At 73.8% G+C, this 16,463-nt stretch carries 18 protein-coding genes; 7 read left to right on the forward strand and 11 right to left on the reverse strand.

All coding sequences use genetic code 11. The features are described from left to right. Nucleotides 1-23 precede the first annotated feature (23 nt). The 4 genes from EOE48_RS12280 to EOE48_RS12295 all read right to left on the reverse strand — a co-directional run bounded on the left by EOE48_RS12280 (nt 24) and on the right by EOE48_RS12295 (nt 3,661). The gene (locus tag EOE48_RS12280) at nt 24-371 is read right to left on the reverse strand and encodes a DUF6481 family protein (protein WP_127729338.1); all 348 of its coding nucleotides are present in this window, start codon (nt 369-371) and stop codon (nt 24-26) included. Nucleotides 372-582: 211 nt separating this feature from the next. Continuing rightward, nucleotides 583-1,473, reverse strand: coding sequence for a LysR family transcriptional regulator (locus EOE48_RS12285; protein WP_127729340.1), 891 nt, complete (start codon nt 1,471-1,473; stop codon nt 583-585). Between the two features lie 130 nt (nt 1,474-1,603). Further along, the gene (gene trxB / locus EOE48_RS12290; protein ID WP_127729342.1) at nt 1,604-2,596 is read right to left on the reverse strand and encodes a thioredoxin-disulfide reductase; all 993 of its coding nucleotides are present in this window, start codon (nt 2,594-2,596) and stop codon (nt 1,604-1,606) included. Nucleotides 2,597-2,632: 36 nt separating this feature from the next. Further along, the gene (locus EOE48_RS12295; protein ID WP_127729344.1) at nt 2,633-3,661 is read right to left on the reverse strand and encodes a mitochondrial fission ELM1 family protein; all 1,029 of its coding nucleotides are present in this window, start codon (nt 3,659-3,661) and stop codon (nt 2,633-2,635) included. Between EOE48_RS12295 and EOE48_RS12300 the strand changes: the two genes are divergently transcribed. Beyond that, nucleotides 3,597-4,067 carry an Lrp/AsnC family transcriptional regulator gene (locus EOE48_RS12300; protein ID WP_127729346.1) on the forward strand — a complete coding sequence of 157 codons (471 nt, stop codon included), beginning with the start codon at nt 3,597-3,599 and terminating at the stop codon, nt 4,065-4,067. The two genes, EOE48_RS12295 and EOE48_RS12300, sit on opposite strands and share 65 nt — an antisense overlap. Nucleotides 4,068-4,393: 326 nt before the next feature. Here the strand turns inward: EOE48_RS12300 and eutC are convergent, their stop codons facing one another. The 3 genes from eutC to EOE48_RS12315 are packed head-to-tail and all read right to left on the reverse strand — an operon-like array spanning nt 4,394 to nt 7,458. Next, nucleotides 4,394-5,191: an ethanolamine ammonia-lyase subunit EutC gene (gene eutC, locus EOE48_RS12305; RefSeq protein ID WP_127729348.1), complete on the reverse strand. Its 798-nt coding sequence runs from the start codon at nt 5,189-5,191 to the stop codon at nt 4,394-4,396. Then, nucleotides 5,188-6,573 (reverse strand): ethanolamine ammonia-lyase subunit EutB, encoded by a 1,386-nt coding sequence (locus EOE48_RS12310; protein WP_127729350.1) that lies wholly within the window; start codon nt 6,571-6,573, stop codon nt 5,188-5,190. The genes eutC and EOE48_RS12310 overlap by 4 nt, the downstream gene beginning before the upstream one ends. Nucleotides 6,574-6,597: 24 nt before the next feature. Further along, nucleotides 6,598-7,458: a transglutaminase-like domain-containing protein gene (locus EOE48_RS12315; RefSeq protein ID WP_127729352.1), complete on the reverse strand. Its 861-nt coding sequence runs from the start codon at nt 7,456-7,458 to the stop codon at nt 6,598-6,600. A 268-nt stretch (nt 7,459-7,726) separates the two neighbouring features. Between EOE48_RS12315 and EOE48_RS12320 the strand changes: the two genes are divergently transcribed. After that, the gene (locus EOE48_RS12320; protein WP_187371397.1) at nt 7,727-7,945 is read left to right on the forward strand and encodes a DUF6894 family protein; all 219 of its coding nucleotides are present in this window, start codon (nt 7,727-7,729) and stop codon (nt 7,943-7,945) included. A gap of 192 nt (nt 7,946-8,137) precedes the next feature. On the opposite strand, the gene EOE48_RS12325 is transcribed toward EOE48_RS12320, so the two are convergent. The 4 genes from EOE48_RS12325 to EOE48_RS12340 all read right to left on the reverse strand — a co-directional run bounded on the left by EOE48_RS12325 (nt 8,138) and on the right by EOE48_RS12340 (nt 11,433). Then, nucleotides 8,138-8,998, reverse strand: a complete 861-nt coding sequence (locus EOE48_RS12325; protein WP_127729356.1) for an SDR family oxidoreductase — start codon at nt 8,996-8,998, stop codon at nt 8,138-8,140. Nucleotides 8,999-9,029: 31 nt separating this feature from the next. Next, entirely contained in the window at nt 9,030-9,287 is a 258-nt protein-coding gene (locus EOE48_RS12330; protein ID WP_127729358.1) for a hypothetical protein, read from the reverse strand. 196 nt (nt 9,288-9,483) lie between these two features. Further along, nucleotides 9,484-10,536, reverse strand: a complete 1,053-nt coding sequence (locus EOE48_RS12335; protein ID WP_127729360.1) for an alpha/beta fold hydrolase — start codon at nt 10,534-10,536, stop codon at nt 9,484-9,486. Between the two features lie 90 nt (nt 10,537-10,626). Continuing rightward, entirely contained in the window at nt 10,627-11,433 is an 807-nt protein-coding gene (locus EOE48_RS12340) for an enoyl-CoA hydratase (protein ID WP_127729362.1), read from the reverse strand. Nucleotides 11,434-11,606: 173 nt separating this feature from the next. Between EOE48_RS12340 and EOE48_RS12345 the strand changes: the two genes are divergently transcribed. The 5 genes from EOE48_RS12345 to tilS all read left to right on the forward strand — a co-directional run bounded on the left by EOE48_RS12345 (nt 11,607) and on the right by tilS (nt 16,429). Beyond that, the gene (locus EOE48_RS12345) at nt 11,607-11,957 is read left to right on the forward strand and encodes a DUF3140 domain-containing protein (protein ID WP_127729364.1); all 351 of its coding nucleotides are present in this window, start codon (nt 11,607-11,609) and stop codon (nt 11,955-11,957) included. 230 nt (nt 11,958-12,187) lie between these two features. Beyond that, the gene (locus EOE48_RS12350; RefSeq protein ID WP_127729366.1) at nt 12,188-13,627 is read left to right on the forward strand and encodes a hypothetical protein; all 1,440 of its coding nucleotides are present in this window, start codon (nt 12,188-12,190) and stop codon (nt 13,625-13,627) included. A gap of 252 nt (nt 13,628-13,879) precedes the next feature. Then, nucleotides 13,880-14,407, forward strand: coding sequence for a peptidoglycan-associated lipoprotein Pal (gene pal / locus EOE48_RS12355; RefSeq protein WP_127729368.1), 528 nt, complete (start codon nt 13,880-13,882; stop codon nt 14,405-14,407). A 101-nt stretch (nt 14,408-14,508) separates the two neighbouring features. Beyond that, complete coding sequence (gene ybgF / locus EOE48_RS12360) at nt 14,509-15,348, forward strand: tol-pal system protein YbgF (RefSeq protein WP_127729370.1); 840 nt, start codon at nt 14,509-14,511, stop codon at nt 15,346-15,348. 58 nt (nt 15,349-15,406) lie between these two features. Beyond that, nucleotides 15,407-16,429, forward strand: coding sequence for a tRNA lysidine(34) synthetase TilS (gene tilS / locus EOE48_RS12365; RefSeq protein ID WP_127729442.1), 1,023 nt, complete (start codon nt 15,407-15,409; stop codon nt 16,427-16,429). Nucleotides 16,430-16,463: the final 34 nt, after the last annotated feature.

Below are 16,463 nucleotides of genomic sequence, written 5' to 3' on the forward strand. Positions count from 1 at the left end.
GGTCGCGGGCGCCGCGCGGAGCGTCAGCGCTTGCGCGCCTTGCGGGCGGCGTAGCGGGCGTCGCGGGCCGCCTTGCGCTCGGCCTCCGAGGCTGCCTCGCGCTCGGCGGCTTCCGCGGCCTCCTTCTCGGCCTGAGCGCGGGCCTCGGCGGCGGCGGCCTCGGCGGCGGCGGCCTCGGCCTCGCGCTGCGCCTCGCGCTCCGCGGTCCGCTGCGCCCGCGCCTCGGCGATCCGCTGCCGCTCGGCCTTGCGGGCCTGCACCGCCGGATCGTCGGATGCCGGGCGCGTGCGGAACTTGTCCAGCAAAGCCTTCTTCGCGTTCGCCGACGCACTCTGCCGATCGTTGAAGTGCTGGTCCTTGAAGCCGGCCATCGTACTCGTCTTGCCTTCCTTGAGGGGGGCCCGCGCAGTGTGCGCGGCGTGTCGGATCGGGAGGAGAACGCCGGCGGCGCGTGCGCGCTCCCGGCCGCGTCGTCGGGCGCCGTTCCGCGGGGCGGACCGTGTCGTCGCCTGCTGCTGTAATGCCTGTCGCGCGCCGGTTCAAAGCCCCCGCGTCAAAAATGCCGGGGCCGGGTCCGGTTCTTCAGTAGGTCCAGCGCTGGGCCTTGGCGACCAGGAAGTCGCGGAACGCCTGGACCCGGGCCACCGTGCGCATCTCCTCGGCGTAGACGAGATAGCTCTCGAGGTTCGGCATCTCGGCGTCGCGCAGCACCTGGACCAGCTCGGCGTTCCCGTCGGCGACGTAGTCGGGCAGGATGCCGATGCCGGCGCCGGTCTCGACCGCGACCTGCAGCGCCGAGATGTTGTTGACCGTGAAGTGGATCGCCCGCGGCTCGCGCCCGTCGCGCCCGACCGTCGAGAGCCAATGCGTCGCCATCAGGTAGGACGGCTGGTCGCCGCCGAACGAGACCAGCCGGTGGTTGTCGAGGTCGTCGATCGACTTCGGCTCGCCGAATCGCTTGATGTACTCGCCCGAGGCAAAGACGTGGTAATGTACCGTGAACAGCCGGCGCTGGATCAGGTCGGGCTGGGCCGGGCGGCGCAGGCGGATCGCCACGTCGGCCTCGCGCATCGCGAGGTCGAGTTCCTCGTTGGTCAGGATCAGTTCGACCCGCACGTCCGGATGCAGGTCGAGGAACTCCGACACACGCTGGGCGAGCCAGGCGGTGCCGAGGCCGACCGTCGTCGTCACCTTGAGGTCGCCGGACGGGCGCTCGCTCGTCTCGACCAGCCGGGCCCGGGTGGTCTCGAGCCGCATCTTCATGTCCCGGGCGGCCCGGAACAGCAGGTCGCCCTGCTCGGTGAGGATCAGGCCACGGGCGTGGCGGTGGAAGAGCGGCGCCTTCAGCTCCCGTTCCAGGGCGCTGATCTGACGGCTGACCGCCGACTGGCTCAGCCCGATGTCGTCGCCCGCCTTGGTGAAGCTGCCCGCCTCGGCGACGTTCAGGAAGATCCGGATCTTGTCCCAGTCCACGGCCGTCATCCCCGCGCCAGAGGTCCGGCCGGCGGGGTCGGGGCCGGAACCGCTCGCGTACGCTCGCACCATCGTGCCCGGGACGACGGAGCCGCGGCCCCGCCGAACCCGGCCGCTCCCGCCCCCCGGCCTATTCGGCCGCGGCTTGTCGCGGCGACTCGCCGATCGCGAGGTTCGCCAGATACTTCTCGGCCTCCAGGGCGGCCATGCAGCCCATCCCGGCGGCGGTGATCGCCTGCCGGTAGACGTCGTCGGTGACGTCGCCGGCGGCGAACACGCCCGGGATCTCGGTCTGGGCGGTGCCCGGCGCCACCGACAGGTAGCCGCCGGAGCGCAGGGGCAGTTGCCCCTCGAACACGCCCGTCGCCGGCTGGTGGCCGATGGCGATGAACACGCCGTCGGTCCGGCGCTCGGTGATCGCGCCGGTGCGCACGTCGCGCAGGCGCAGATGCGTCACCGACGGGGCCGGGGTCTTCGTGCCGCAGATCTCCTCGACGGCGTGGTTCCACACCACCTCGACGTTCGGGTGCCGGAACAGCCGCTCCTGCAGGATGCGCTCGGCCCGGAAGCCGTCGCGGCGGTGGACGACGGTGACCTTCGACGCGAGGTTGGCGAGGTAGAGCGCCTCCTCGACCGCGGTGTTGCCGCCGCCGACCACCACGACCTCCTTGCCGCGGAAGAAGAATCCATCGCAGGTGGCGCAGGCCGAGACGCCGAAGCCCTGGAACGCGGCCTCGGACGGCAGGCCGAGCCACTTCGCCTGGGCGCCGGTCGCGATGATGAGGGCGTCGCAGGTCCAGACGGCGCCGGAATCGGCCTCGAGCCGGAACGGCCGCTGCTTCAGGTCGACCTTGGCGATGTACTCGGACACGATGCGGGTGCCGACGTGCTCGGCCTGGAGCCGCATCTGCTCCATCAGCCAGGGCCCCTGGATCGCCTCGGCGAAGCCGGGATAGTTCTCGACGTCGGTGGTGATCATGAGCTGGCCGCCGGGCTGGAAGCCCGAGATCAGCAGCGGCTCGACCATGGCGCGGGCGGCGTAGATCGCGGCGGTGTATCCGGCGGGGCCGGAACCGACGATGATGAGCCGCTCGTGGACGGGAGCCTGGGACGTGGTGGGCATCGGAATCTCCGGGGCTGCCGCCGCGAACCGGCCGCGTCAGCGGCGATCCGGACGGGCAATCGCGTCGCGGTGGCGGCGATACGCCGTGGCGACAGCCTGAGCGATTGCGGGAGTGCAGTCTAAGGGCTTGTGGGGCAAGGCTTCAAGCCGCCCCGGGAACGCATGCACAGCTCCGTGCCGCCGCAATGCGGCGAAGAACGGGCGCAGGCGGATGTAGGTACCCGGCACCTCGAACAGAAGGACGGGCGCGCCGGCCGCCACCGCCTCGCCGACCATGTTGGCGGAATCAGAGGTCACCACGACCGCGTCGGCGAGGGCCAGCATGCCGAGATAGGGGTTGTCGCCTGAGCCGTCCCAGAAGAAGCCGCCGTGCCGCGCCGCTAGGCCGGCGAGCGCCGCACGCAGCCGCCCCGGGGTGCGGCGGGAGGCGGTGATCATCAGGCGCGCCTCGCCGGCGAGCCGGTCGAGCCCGGCGAGCAGCCGGTCCTGCTCCGCGGCCGCGAAGGCGCCGTGCCGGCTGTCGCCGCCGACCAGCACCGCGGCCCGGGGAGGGGCCAGCGCGGCGAGGCGCGGGTCGGGCCGGGCGCGGGCGGCGGCGAGGCGGTCCGGGGTGATGCCGTGCGGCGGCGTCAGGGTGGCGACGACGTTCTCGCCGCGCAGCCGGTCGTGGGCGGGCACCCACAGGAGGTCGGCGATTCCCGCGCCGATCCGCGGGTCCTTGAGGAACACCGTGAAGCAGCGCCCGCCGGAGCGGCGCTTGAGCGCCCGCAGGTACGGCACGGCGCGGCGCCCGGTGGCGATGGCGAGGTCGGGCCAGGGCGGCGCGAGCGGCGCCCGGTCGCGAGGGTCCAGGCGGCGGTGTCCGGCGGCAGGAGGGGGAGGGGCTCGCTCACGCCCCGGGCCGTGCCGCCGCCGCGGCGATCCGTCAAGCCGCCTTGTCTCCGGGCCGGCCCGCCTGTAGGGACCCGGATCCCCCCTTCGCCGAGGATGCCGCCCCGCCGTGCCCGCCCGCCTCGACGCCATCGACTGGGCGATCCTCCGGGAGTTGCAGGCCGACGGCAACATCACCAACGTCGCGCTGGCCCGCCGCGTCGGGCTGTCGGCACCGCCCTGCCTGCGCCGGGTCCGGGCGCTGGAAGAGGCCGGGATCATCCGCGGCTACCGGGCGCTGCTCGACCCGAAGGCGCTCGGCCACGAGGTGGTGTGCTTCGCGATGGTGCAGCTCGCGACCCAGGGCCAGCCCGAACTCGCCGCCTTCGCCGACGAGATGCGGCGCTGGCCGCCGGTACGGGAATGCTGGACCCTGTCGGGCGAGACCGACTTCCTGCTCAAGTGCGTCGCGCCGAACCTCGCGGCGTTCCAGCGCCTCGTCGCCGACCTCACCGGGCTGCCAAACGTGCGCAGCGTCCGCACCGCGCTGGCGCTCGATCAGGTCAAGGACGAGCCGATCGTGCCGCTCCGGGAGGAGTGATCCGGTTCTTGGACGATCCATTCTCGTTCCTTTCCCGGATCTCCTCGCGCCGACGCTTCGGTGGCCTCAGGGCAATCGGGTTCACCCGATGGCCCTGGGTTTGTTGCTTGGCCTCAAGCGCCGGCAGTCACGCGCGACACGTCGTGTCGCCGTGACTTTGGCCTTCGCTCCGCTCTGCGTCCGAGAGGACATTCGTCCTCCCGGACCCGCTGCGCGGGGCGCTCTTCGGGCGCAGAGCGCACCGCGCCCGCCGGATCGACAATCGGGTTTCACCCGATGGCGCTGTCGGTGGCCCGGCAAGGGATAGTGGGAACGGAACGGTTCGCTCAGGATGATCGGTCCGGCGCCCCCAGAGCCGCTCCCACCATCGGCCCCTCCAGCGCCCGGTCGCTCTCGTCCTTCAATCCGACCCCGGTCAGTCCGCGGGTCAGCGCCTGCCCGATCAGCCAGTGCAGCTTGAACGCGGCGAGGTCGAGCGTCAGTCCGGCGGCGCGGACGTTCGAGAGGCAGTTGCGCTCGGCGTCGCTGCGGCCGGGGCGCGGCCCGAAGGTGAGGTAAAGGCCGAGGCTGTCGGGGGAGGACAGGCCCGGGCGCTCGCCGATCAGCACCGCCACCGCCCGCGCCCGCAGCGCCGCGCCGACGGCGTCGCCGAGCGCCACCCGGGCCTGCCGGGCGACCGCCACCGGGCCGAGGCTCCACCCCGAGCCGCGCACCGCCGGCAGCAGGGCGGCGAGCAGCGGCACCGCGTTCTCGTGCACGGCGCGGGCCGAGAGGCCGTCGGCCACCACGATCGCGAGGTCGACCGGACCGTCGGCCGCCCGCGCCAGCGCCGCGGCGGCGTCGGGATCGAGCCGCCGGCCGAGGTCGGGCCGGCGCAGGTAGGTCGTCCGGTCCGGGGCGGCGGAGGCGACCGTCACGGTCGACAGGCCGAGACCCTCGATCCCGCCGCGCACCGCGTCGACGTCGAGTTCGGTGTGGACCGCGTCGCGGGCCTGGGCGTGGGCGAGGCCGAAGCGCAGCACCTCCTGGGTCGGCAGGCCGGCCCCGACCCGCCCCAGCGCGATCCGGGCCGGGGTGAGGGCGGCGAGCCGGCGCCAGATCGCCTCGGCATCCTCGCCGCTCATGCCGCGCTCCGCGCCGCCGGAGCCGCCGCGAGCAGAGGCGTCGCGCCCCCGGGCAGCAGGGTGCCGGCGGCGTCGGCCAGCCCGACCTGCTCCAGCCACGCGGCGAATTCCGGCGCCCGCTTCAGGCCCAGCACCTCGCGCAGGTAGAGCTGGTCGTGGAACGAGGTCGACTGGTAGTTCAGCATCACGTCGTCGGCCCCCGGCACCCCCATGACGTAGGTCACGCCCGCCGCCCCGAGCAGCGTCAGCAGCGTGTCCATGTCGTCCTGGTCGGCCTCGGCGTGGTTGGTGTAGCAGACGTCGACCCCGAGCGGCACGCCCATCAGCTTGCCGCAGAAGTGGTCCTCCAGCCCCGCCCGGATGATCTCCTTGCCGTCGTAGAGGTATTCCGGGCCGATGAAGCCCACGACGGTGTTGACGAGGAGGGGCCGGAAGGCGCGGGCGACCGCGTAGGCGCGGGCCTCCAGGGTCTGCTGGTCGATGCCGTGATGGGCGTCGGCCGATAGGGCCGAGCCCTGGCCGGTCTCGAAATACATCACGTTGTCGCCGAGGCTGCCGCGCTTCAGCGCGAGCGCCGCCTCGTGCGCCTCCTTGAGGATCCCGAGGGTGACGCCGAACGAGGCGTTGGCGGCTTGCGTCCCGGCGATCGACTGGAACACGAGGTCGACCGGCACGCCGCGGTTCATCGCCTCGAGCGTCGTGGTGACGTGGGTGAGCACGCAACCCTGGGTCGGGATCGCGAACCGGCCGATGAGCTCGTCGAGGAGGTGCAGCAGGCCGGTCAGGCCCTGGACCGAATCCGAGACCGGATTGATGCCGATCACCGCGTCGCCGCAGCCGTAGGACAGCCCGTCGAGGATCGCCGCGGTGATGCCGGCGGGGTCGTCGCTCGGGTGGTTGGGCTGGAGCCGCACCGCCAGGGTGCCGGGCAGCCCGATCGTGTTGCGGAACCGGGTCGTCACCCGGGCCTTGCGGGCGACCAGGATCAGGTCCTGGTTGCGCATGATCTTCGACACCGCCGCGGCGATCTCCGGCGTCACCCCCGGGGCGATCGCCGCGAGGGTGTCGGAACTCGCGGTCAGCAGGAACTCGCGGAAGTCGCCGACCGTGAGGTGGGCGATCGGCGCGAAGGCGGCGACATCGTGGCCGTCGAGGATCAGCCGGGTGACGTCGTCGTCCTCGTAGGGGATCAGCGGCCGGGCGACGAGGTCGGCGAGCGGCACCTCGGCGAGGCACCAGCGCGCCGCCACCGTCTCCTCGGCGCATTCCGCCGCGAGGCCGGCGAGGCGGTCGCCGGAGCGCGGCGGGCTCGCCTTGGCCATCAGCTCGGGCAGGCCCGAGAACACCCAGGAGCGGGGACCGACGACGTGGCGGTAGACCATGCGGGGCGCTCCCGGGTGGGCATGTCAGGCGGCACCGGCGTTCGGCGCCGGTTCCTCGGTCGAGATCGCGTCGGTGGTGCGCGGCCCGGCTTCGGGCGCGCCGTCGGCGCGGGCGATGCGGATCTCCATCCCGGTCGGCGTCATCTCGCCGAACGGGGTCGAGAAGGCGATCTCGGCCGCGTCGCGGCCGACGCCGATCCGCACCAGCCCGTCGAGATTGGCCTGCCGCGTGGCGTCGAACAACCACCAGCGGCCGTCGAGATAGGCCTCGAACACCGCGTGGAAGTCGCACGGCACGAGGCCGTAGGCGTAGCAGCTCACGAACCGGGCCGGGATGCCGAGCGCGCGGCAGAACGCGATCCCGAGATGCGCGAAATCGCGGCACACGCCTGCCCGCTTGAGCAGCGTCTCGTCGGCGGTGGTCTCCTCGTCGCTGGCGCCGCGCTGGTAGGCGATGTGGTCGTGGATCCAGTTGCAGATCCGGTTGACCCGCTCGAAGCCCTTCGGCGCCTCGCCGAACTCGGCGAGCGCGTAGGGGGCGAGGCGGTCGGAAGAGACGAACCGGCTCGGCAGCAGGTAGGGCAGGATGTCGAGCGGCAGGTCGGCGACCGCCATCTCGCCGATTCCGCCCGGATCGCCCCGCAGCACGTCGAGGGTGACCTCGGCCTCGTAGTCGAGGCTGAAGGCACCGGCCGGCACCAGCACCGCCGCGTAGCGGTTGCCGAGGTCGGGCACGGTGTAGCGGCGCACCGGCAGATCCGGCGACAGGCTCAGGCTCTCGGTCAGGTCGACGTGACGCTTCAGTTTCGCGACTTCGAGGTTGAAGATGAACAGGGTCTCCTGTTTCACCTCGTAGGCCAGATGACACCCCAGGGTGTAGCGCACGCCGAATTCCTTCCACCGGATCGAGACCCGCGCTCCGTCGCAAGAGGCGCGCCGAACAAGCGCAAGAGGCGCGCGGAACAAGCGCAAGAGGCGCGCCGACCCAGCACGAGAGGCGCGCCGAACAAGCGGGGCGGTTGGAACGAGGCTTGCTGCGCGGCCGTGGCGCTCCATCTCCGTCTCACCGGTGCGGGGCGTGAATCACAACGCGTAAGAGTCCCGCGCGCCGGGGTCCGGCACGATGGCCCGACCAGATCAAGGGAGGACGGCCATGCACCGCTATTATTTCGACCTCGAAGCGGACGGCGTGCTCGCGCGCGACGAGATCGGCGTCGTGCTGACGGATGCCGGAGCGGCGCGGGCCGAGGCCGCCCAGGCGCTCGATTCCTGCGCCGGCAACCTCCGCCACCGCGTCGCCGGCCTCGCCCTGCGGGTCCGCGACGAGAGCGGGCGGACCATCCTGCACCTCACCGCCGCCATGGCGGCGTGAGGGGCAACGAGCAGGGGAAAGAGTTGCCCAGGATCTCCCCCGCAGAGGCAGGGCTGTCCGGGGAGAAATCCTTTCAGGATCAAGCGCGGGATCCCCTCTCCCACTCGGGAGAGGAGCCCCTTCCTGCCCGGACAGCCGTGGGCGGAGGGGGGAGAGGGCTTGGGCGTCGAGCCCCCTGGCGGAAAAATCCCGTCAGATCATCGGCTTGCCGCCGGTCACCGCGATCGTCGCCCCCGAGACGTAGCTCGACTCGGGCGCGGCCAGCATGACGTAGGCCGGGGCGAGTTCGCAGGGTTGGGCCGGGCGCTTCATCGGCACCTGCATGCCAAAGTTCTTCACCTTCTCCTCCGGCATCGTCGAGGGGATCAGCGGGGTCCAGACCGGGCCGGGCGCGACGCAGTTCACCCGGATCTCCTTCTCGGCGAGCAATTGCGCCAGGGCGCCGGTGAAGTTCTGGATCGCGCCCTTCGTCGTCGCGTAGGCGAGAAGCTGCGGGCTCGGCGTGTCGGCGTTGATCGAGGTCGTGTTGACGATCGCAGAGCCGGGCTTCATGTGCGCCACAGCCGCCTTCGCGAGGTAGAACATCGCGTGGATGTTGGTGCGGAAGGTGACGTCCCACTCCTCGTCGCTCATCTCGTCGATCGACTGGATCGTCGCCTGGTGGGCGGCGTTGTTGACCAGCACGTCGATTCCGCCGAAGGCCGCGACCGCCTTCTCGACGATGGCGCGGCAATGGGCGGGATCCTTGATGTCGCCGGGCACCAGCACCGCCTTGCGACCGGCCTCCTCGACCAGCCGCGCGGTCTCGCGGGCATCCTCGTGCTCGTCGTAGTAGCTCACCAGCACGTCGGCACCCTCGCGGGCGAAGGCCAGGGCCACCGCCTTGCCGATGCCGGAATCGCCCCCGGTGATGATCGCCCGGCGGCCGGCGAGCCGCCCCGAGCCGCGGTAGCTCGTCTCGCCGTAATCGGGCCGCGGATCCATCTCGGCGTCGCGGCCGGGCATCGGGATCTTCTTCTGGCGCGCGAAGGGCGGCTTCGGGAAGTCGGTCATGCGGATCTCCGGGGGCGGGGAAAGGGCAGAGCTACCAGATGCCGTCGCGACTGCTGCGGCATCGGCCGTCGGCGATCTTGAAGCTCGGCGGGTCGCAGGGAACGTTGTCCCACTCGCACCAGCGCTGGCAGACCTGGCCGGTGGTCCGGTCGAACACAGGGCCGCGGGGCACCGGGGCGAGGCTGCCGGTCGCCTCGGGGTCGCGGAGCCGGCGGCCGTCCTGGGCCGAGGCCGATTGCGCCGCCAGCAACGCGGCGACGAGGACGGGGGCCCAGCCAAGGACACGCATCGCGGTTTCTCCTGATTCGCAGGTCTGTCGCCACCGTCCCGGCCTCGGCCGGCGGGCATGCCGGTCAACGATCGATGGCGCGGGCCGTTCCGCCGCCCGGACACGTCTCCGCGCAGGCCGTTCGGCGTCCGTCACGACTTGGCGCGGCCACCCGAAACCTTGAGCGTCGGAAGGAAGATCGTACCGGCAGGCCGGTCTACTGCCAGCGCAGGGCCCGGCCGGTGAGCGCCATCTGGCCGTCGACCACCCGGGCGATCCGCGCCGCGGCCCCGTAATGGATCATGTGCCCCTTGCCCGGCAGCAGCGTCAGCGTGCTGCCCGCGACCTCGCCGTGCAGGCGGCACGACTGCTCGCGGGGATCGACCACCGCGTCGGCGTCGCCCGACAGGATCGCCACCGGCAGGCGCAGTCGGGGATAGTGCGGCTGCAGCAGGGCGGCGGCCGTGGTCATGGTGGCGGTGTCCTCGGCACTCGCCCTCGCCTGCCGCGGATGGACCGCGACGGCGACCGGGAACCGGGCGGTGAACCGGGCCGGCACCGGCTGCGGCGAGAAGACGTGGCGGAACACTCCGGGGGCGAGGAGGCGGCCGACGGAATCCGGCGTCATCGCCCGGGCGGCGTCGCCGAGACCCGGGACCGCGAGCGGCGCGATCAGCCCGACATCCGCCCGCCGGGTCGGGTAGTAGTAGCCCGACAGCAGCACGAGGCCGCGCAGGTCGTCCTGCCCCTGCGCCGCGAGGGCGAGGGCGACGAGCGTGCCCCAGGAATGCCCGACGAGCACGGGGCGCTCGACCGAGAGCTTGCCCAGCACGCCGTGCAGCAGGCGCGCCTGCGCGGCGGCGGTCCAGACCCGGTGGCGCGGCCGCTCGCTGTGGCCGAAGCCCGGCCGGTCGATCGCGATCACCCGGTAGCTCCGGGCGAGCCGCTCGACGACGCCGCTGATGACCCAGTCCTCGGCCATCGTGCCGTTGCCGTGGATCAGCACCACCGGCCGCCCCTGGCCGTGCACGATGACGTGGACCCGCACGCCGTCGACCTCGACGAAGCGGCCGGGGGGCGCGTGCGGCGCCGGCTCGGTCCGCGCCTTCACGGCCTCGACGGCCTTGCGGGCGGCCTTGCGAGCGACCTCGCTGGCAACTTGGCCTCCCTGGCGCACGGCGTCGGCGTTGACCCTCGTCGTGGTCTTGAGCAGCCGGGACAGGCCCTGGCCGACCTTGCGGGAGCCGCGCGGCGGCACGAATCGAAACACGGAACCTCCGGACCGCTGCCCTCCCGGCCGGGGCCGGGTTCCTTCGTTCAAGCCGCTCCCGCGCGGGGCGTTCCGCGGCCGGCCATCGCCTCAGCGGCCCTCCCAGTCCGGCGGGCGCTTGGCCAGGAACGCCTCCATGCCCTCGCGGAAGTCGCGGCTGGTATAGCAGGACAGGACGAGGTCGTCGCCGGGCAGGCCGTCGGCGCCGGCGCCCGACTCGTCGCCGTCGCGCAGGCGGCGCAGGCCCTCCTTGGTCGCCGCGAGCGTCAGCGGCGCGTGGCCGGCGACGAGGCGGGCGAGCGCCGTCGCCCGCTCCGCCAGCGCGGCGGCGTCGGCCACCACCTCGCCGACGAGGCCGATCGCCCGCGCCTCCTCGGCCTCCACCAGCCGGGCGGTGAAGATCATCTCCTTGACCCGGCCTGCGCCGACGAGGGCCGAGAGCCGGCGCAGGGTGGCGAGCGACAGGCAATTGCCGAGGGTGCGGGCGATCGGGAAGCCGAAGCGGGCGTCGCGGGTGGCGATCCGCAGGTCGCAGGCCGCCGCGATGGCGGCGCCGCCGCCGGTGCAGGCGCCGGCGATCGCCGCGATGACCGGCACGCGGCAGGTCTCCAGCGACCCGAGCACCCGGTCGATGAAGCGCTCGTAGCGCAGGGCGTCCTCGCCGGTGGCGAAGGCGCGGAACTGCGCGATGTCGGTACCGGCGGCGAACGCCTTGTCGCCGGTGCCGGTGACGACGAGGGCGCGGACCGACCGGTCGGCATCGATCGACCGGCAGATCTCGGAGAGGCGCTCGTACATCGCGAAGGTGAGCGCGTTGCGGGCCTGCGGCCGGTTCAGGGTCAGCCGGGCGATGCCGTCGGCGTCGGTGAAGTAGAGGATCTCGTCGGTGTCGCTCATGCGGCGGCTCGCTCCGGCAGGGGCCCCGTTGTCCCGCATCCGCCGGGCCGGCGCCAGCCGGCGCGCCGGGCGACGCCCGCGCGAGGCCATCGGTCACGCCCTGGGCACCGATCCGCCGGGCTGGTGCCGCGTTGAGGCGGCGCCGTCACGCCCGAAGAAGAGGAGAAAGCCCGATGAGCCGCAATGATGCCGCCGACCACGACACGATCTGGGCCGAGTTCCGCGACGCCGTGAACATGACGCCCTCCGAACTGGAACAATGGCTCGACACCGAGGAGAGCCGCTCCGTCGGCGCGACGCCCGAGGGTGGGGACGAATCGGTCGGCCACCGCGAGGGCCGCCGGATCGTCGCGATCAAGCACAAGAAGAAGGCCGATCTCACCGACGACGACTACACCCACATGCGCAAGGTCGCCGGCTATGTCGGCCGCCACCTCGCCCAGGGCGGTCCCGCGAAGGATCGCGAGCATTCGCGCTGGCGCTACTCGCTGATGAATTGGGGCCACGATCCGCTGAAAAGCTGATCCGCCCCTCCGCCCGGGTGGCCTCCTGGCACAATCCTCGCAAAGATAATCCTTCGGCCCGGCCGTTCGGGTAGGTTTTCGTCTCCGCCGGGGTCGTTTCCGCGAGCATTGTACTCCCGAATCGCGGGGCGAGAATTTGCCGCGGACGCCGGCAAAGTTTCCCGCTTCTCCGGCGTGGCCGGTGCGGGGATGATCGGTCCCTCGCTCGTCTGCGAATCGGGATCGGCAACATGACGGCAGCCGGGATCGGACGGCCCGCGGAATACCGGCTCCTGGCCGGATTGTGCCTCGCCGGGGCGGCGGCGGCGCATTCCGGCCTCGACGCCGACTGGGCCGAGGGGCCGGTCGCCGCCGGCCTGGCGGCCGGGGCGGCGGTCGCGCTGGTCGCCGGCATCGGGCTCTGCCTCGCCTTCCTGGTGCCGCGTCCGAGGGGCGCCGCGGCGAGAGGCGCCGCGGTCCTGCTGCCGCTCGCCGGCCTCGCCCTCGGACTGGTCCTGCTGCCGACCTGCTACGCCGACCTGTCGCGCAACCTCGCCCAGGTGCTGGCGGCCGACGAGGCGATGGAGGCGGCCTCGGTCGTTCTCGGCCCGCACGGGCGCGACGTGCGCCTGTCGGGCGACTTCGCCGAGGGGACGGCGGCCCGCCTCGCCGCGATCCTCGCCGCCCATCCCGAGGTGGTGCGCCTCCATCTCACCAGCGACGGCGGCCTCGTGGAGGAGGGGATGGCGGTCGGCGACCTCGTCGCCGCCCGCGGGCTGACGACCTACGTGCCGGATTACTGCGTGTCGGCCTGCACGCTGGCCTTCATGCGCGGACGCGAGCGGCTGATCCTGCGCGACAGCCATCTCGGCTTCCACGCGCCCTACGAGCCCGGCCTGTTCGGCGAGAAGCTCGCGGTCGATTCCTCCGGCGAGCGCCGGGCCTATCTCTCGGCGGGCCTGACGCCGGACTTCGTCGATCGGGTCCTGTCGACCCCCTCCCGCGACGTGTGGTTCCCGGACGCCGAGCGCCTGAAGCAGGTCGGGGCGATCACCGCCACCGTCGCGCCCGACCGGATGCCGGATTCGACCCTCGACGACGATCCGACCCTCGCCGGCGCCCGGGCGGCGGTGCTGCGCGCCGTGGCGCTGATGGGAGCCTTCAGGGAGCAGGCCCCCGATGCCCTCGACGCCGTCGCCGCCCCCTACCTCGATGCCTACCGGCAGGGCCTGAGCGAGCCCGACGGCGAGGAGATCATCCGGGCCGGCGCCGCCCGGCAGATCGGCGCGGCCCTCGCTCGCGGCGGCGACGACCTCGCGCTGGAGTTCGGCCGGCTGATCGGGGCCGCGATGGCGGCGGCCCGCGACGAGGAGGATTGCATGGCGCTCGGCCGGGACGGCGATGCGGTCCTGGCCGCCGACACCCTGGCCCCGTCCGATCCCGGCGCGCCGGCCCGCCTGCGGGCCCTGCTCGACCGGGCCCTCGCGGGACGCCGCTTCGTGCCGCCGCCGGGACCGGCCCGCTCCGGCGGCCTGCTGGTCCAGGCGCGCCACCGCGGCTGCGCCGACCTGCGCCGCCGCTACGACGCCGCCCTCGCCCGGCGCGACGTCGCCGCCCTGCGCCCGCTGCTGTTCGGCGCCGTCCCGGCCCAGCCGGCCCTGGAGGCGACCGCGGCACCGGCGCGGCCGTGATCCGGCGGCAACACCCCTCGCCGGCGCCGGGGGAGGGCGGCCAAGCGTGGCCGTGACGCCGCGCCCGCGCCGCAATTCACCGATGATTAACCCTACGCCGCGGTTTCGGGTGACGAACCGGTTTCGCCCCGGCCCGGCAAGGTCCCGTCAAGGTTGACGGAACCTTCGCTTAACCGCCCGGGACCTACAGCAATCCCGGTTGGCGGGGCCGCGCCGTCGAGGCGCCACGGCCTTCGCCGGAGGAGTGTTCCCATGTTGCCGTTCGCTTTGCCGCGGGCGCTCAAGGCCGCCGCCGCGCTCGGCCTCGCCCTGTCGATCGCCGCCTGCGCCTCCGACAAGGATCTCGCCGATGCCTCCGCCTACGGCGCGGGTGCCGGCGGCCGGATGGGCGCGGGCGGAGCCGCCGTTCCGGGCAGCGCCCAGGACTTCGTCGTCAATGTCGGCGACCGGGTGTTCTTCGAGAGCGACTCGACCGACCTGACCGCGACCGCCACCGGAACCCTCGACCGGCAGGCGCAGTGGCTCACCCGCTACCCGCGCACGAGCTTCCTGATCGAGGGCCATGCCGACGAGCGCGGCACCCGCGAGTACAACTTCTCCCTCGGCGCCCGCCGCGCCCAGGCGGTGCGGGACTACCTCGCCTCGCGCGGCATCGCCTCGGGGCGGATGCGCACCGTGTCCTACGGCAAGGAACGGCCGGTCGCGGTCTGCAACGACATCTCGTGCTGGTCGCAGAACCGCCGCGCCGTGACGGTGATCGACGGCGGCGCCGGCTCGTGAGTTCCAGGGGCCGGGGTGTCGCCCCGGCCCCGTCGCAGTTTTGCCGCGCCGGGCGGCATCTGCTATCGCAGCCGCCCCGTCCGCCCGGAAGCCGATCCGCCATGCTCCGCCGCCCGCTCCTCCGCACGGCCCTCCTGTCCGGCCTCGTCCTGGCCGCCGCGCCGGCCGCGCGGGCCCAGGACGCCGCCGACCTCGTGGTGCGGATGAACCGGATCGAGAACCAGGCCCGGCAGATGTCGGGGCAGATCGAGACCCTCCAGTACGAGAACCGCCAGCTCAAGGAGCAGCTGCGCAAGTTCCAGGAGGACGTCGAGTACCGGTTCCAGGAGAGCAAGGGCGGGGCCCGGCCCGCCGGGGGAGCGGCGCCGGCCGCGGCGACCCCGCCCAAGCCGCAAAAGCGCGGCGACGCCTTCGATCCGACCCTCAATCCCGGTGCGCCCGGCGCGCCGCAGACCCTCGGCGCCCCGGCCGCGCCGCGGCCCGCGCCGGCCCGGGTGCCGCCCCCGGTCGCGGCGCCGCGGCCGTCGCAGAGCATCGCGGCGACCGGCACCGGCGACGCCAAAGCCGATTACGAATCCGCCTACGCCTACGTGCTCCAGCGCCAGTACGAGCAGGCCGAGATGAGCCTGCGCCAGTTCATCCAGTCGCATCCCCGCGACGCCCTGGTGCCGGACGCGACCTACTGGCTCGGCGAGAGCTACCTCCAGCGCAACCGCACCCGGGAGGCGGCCGAGCAGTTCCTGAAGGTCTCGACCGACTTCGCCCGCTCGCGCAAGGCGCCGGACGCGATGCTGAAGCTCGGCACCTCGCTCAACGCGCTCGGCGCCCGCGAGCAGGCCTGCGCCACCCTGGCCGAGCTGGAGCGCAAGTTCCCGCAGGCCTCCGCCAGCGTGAAGCAGGGCGTCGACCGCGAGCAGCGCCGGGCCCGCTGCGCCGCCTGACCCGGCCGTGGACGCAGCCGGCCCGCTCGTGCCCGACGAGATCGCGGCCGGGCCGCTGATGCCCGACGAGATCGCGGCCCGGCTCGCGCCCTGGCTCGGCGCCGGGGCGCCCGGCGGGGCGGTGCTCGCCGTGTCGGGCGGGCCGGATTCGACCGCGCTGATGGGCTGCGCCGCCCTGCTGCCGCCGTGTGTGCCGGTCCTCGTCGCGACCGTCGACCACCGCCTGCGCGACGGCTCGGCCGCCGAGGCCGAGGCGGTCGCCGCCGCCGCCGCCGCCCTCGGCCTGCCGCACCGGCTCCTCGTCTGGGACGGCCCGAAGCCGGTCTCCGGCATCCAGGACGCCGCCCGGCAGGCCCGCTACGCCCTGCTCGCGGGGCTCGCGGCGGAGGTCGGCGCCGCGAGCGTGCTGACCGCCCACACCCTGGACGATCAGGCCGAGACGGTGCTGCTGCGCCTGTGCCGCGGCTCGGGCCCCGCCGGCCTCGCCGGGATGGCGCCGGCCCGGGCGCTCGGTTCTGCGACCCTGGCCCGGCCGTTCCTCGACCTCGCCAAGGCCCGCCTCGTCGCCACCTGCGCGGCGTGGGGCTGGCCCGCCGCCGCCGATCCGTCGAACCGCGACCCGCGCTTCGCCCGCGCCCGCCTGCGCGGCCTGATGCCGGCGCTCGCCGCGGAAGGGCTGACCGCCCCGCGGCTCGCCCGCCTCGCCGGCCGCCTGCGCCGGGACGAGGCCGCCCTCGACGCCGCCGCGGCCGGGGCCTGGGACCGCCTGCGGCGCGAGGCCACGGGGGCGGACCGGTTCGTCCTCGACGGCGTCGGCTTCCTCGCCCTGCCGGAGGCGGTGGCGCTGCGGCTTCTCGCCCGCGCCGTCGCGCGCGCCGGCGACGCGCGCCGGGTGCGCCTGGAGCGGCTGGAAGCGCTGCTCGCCGCCCTGCGGCCGGCGCTCGCCGGGGGAGGGGCCACGCGGCGCACCCTCGGCGGCGCGATGGTGTCCGCGGCGGCGGGCCGGCTCACGGTGACGGGGGCGCCGCCGCGGCGCGGTCCGGGCGGGCGGGATTCCGGGTCGGTTGACGCTGCGGGCTGATCGCTCCGGCGGCCTTCTTGGCAACCTTCCGGCG

It is taken from the genome of Methylobacterium oryzihabitans, from assembly GCF_004004555.2.
Lineage (GTDB): Bacteria > Pseudomonadota > Alphaproteobacteria > Rhizobiales > Beijerinckiaceae > Methylobacterium > Methylobacterium oryzihabitans.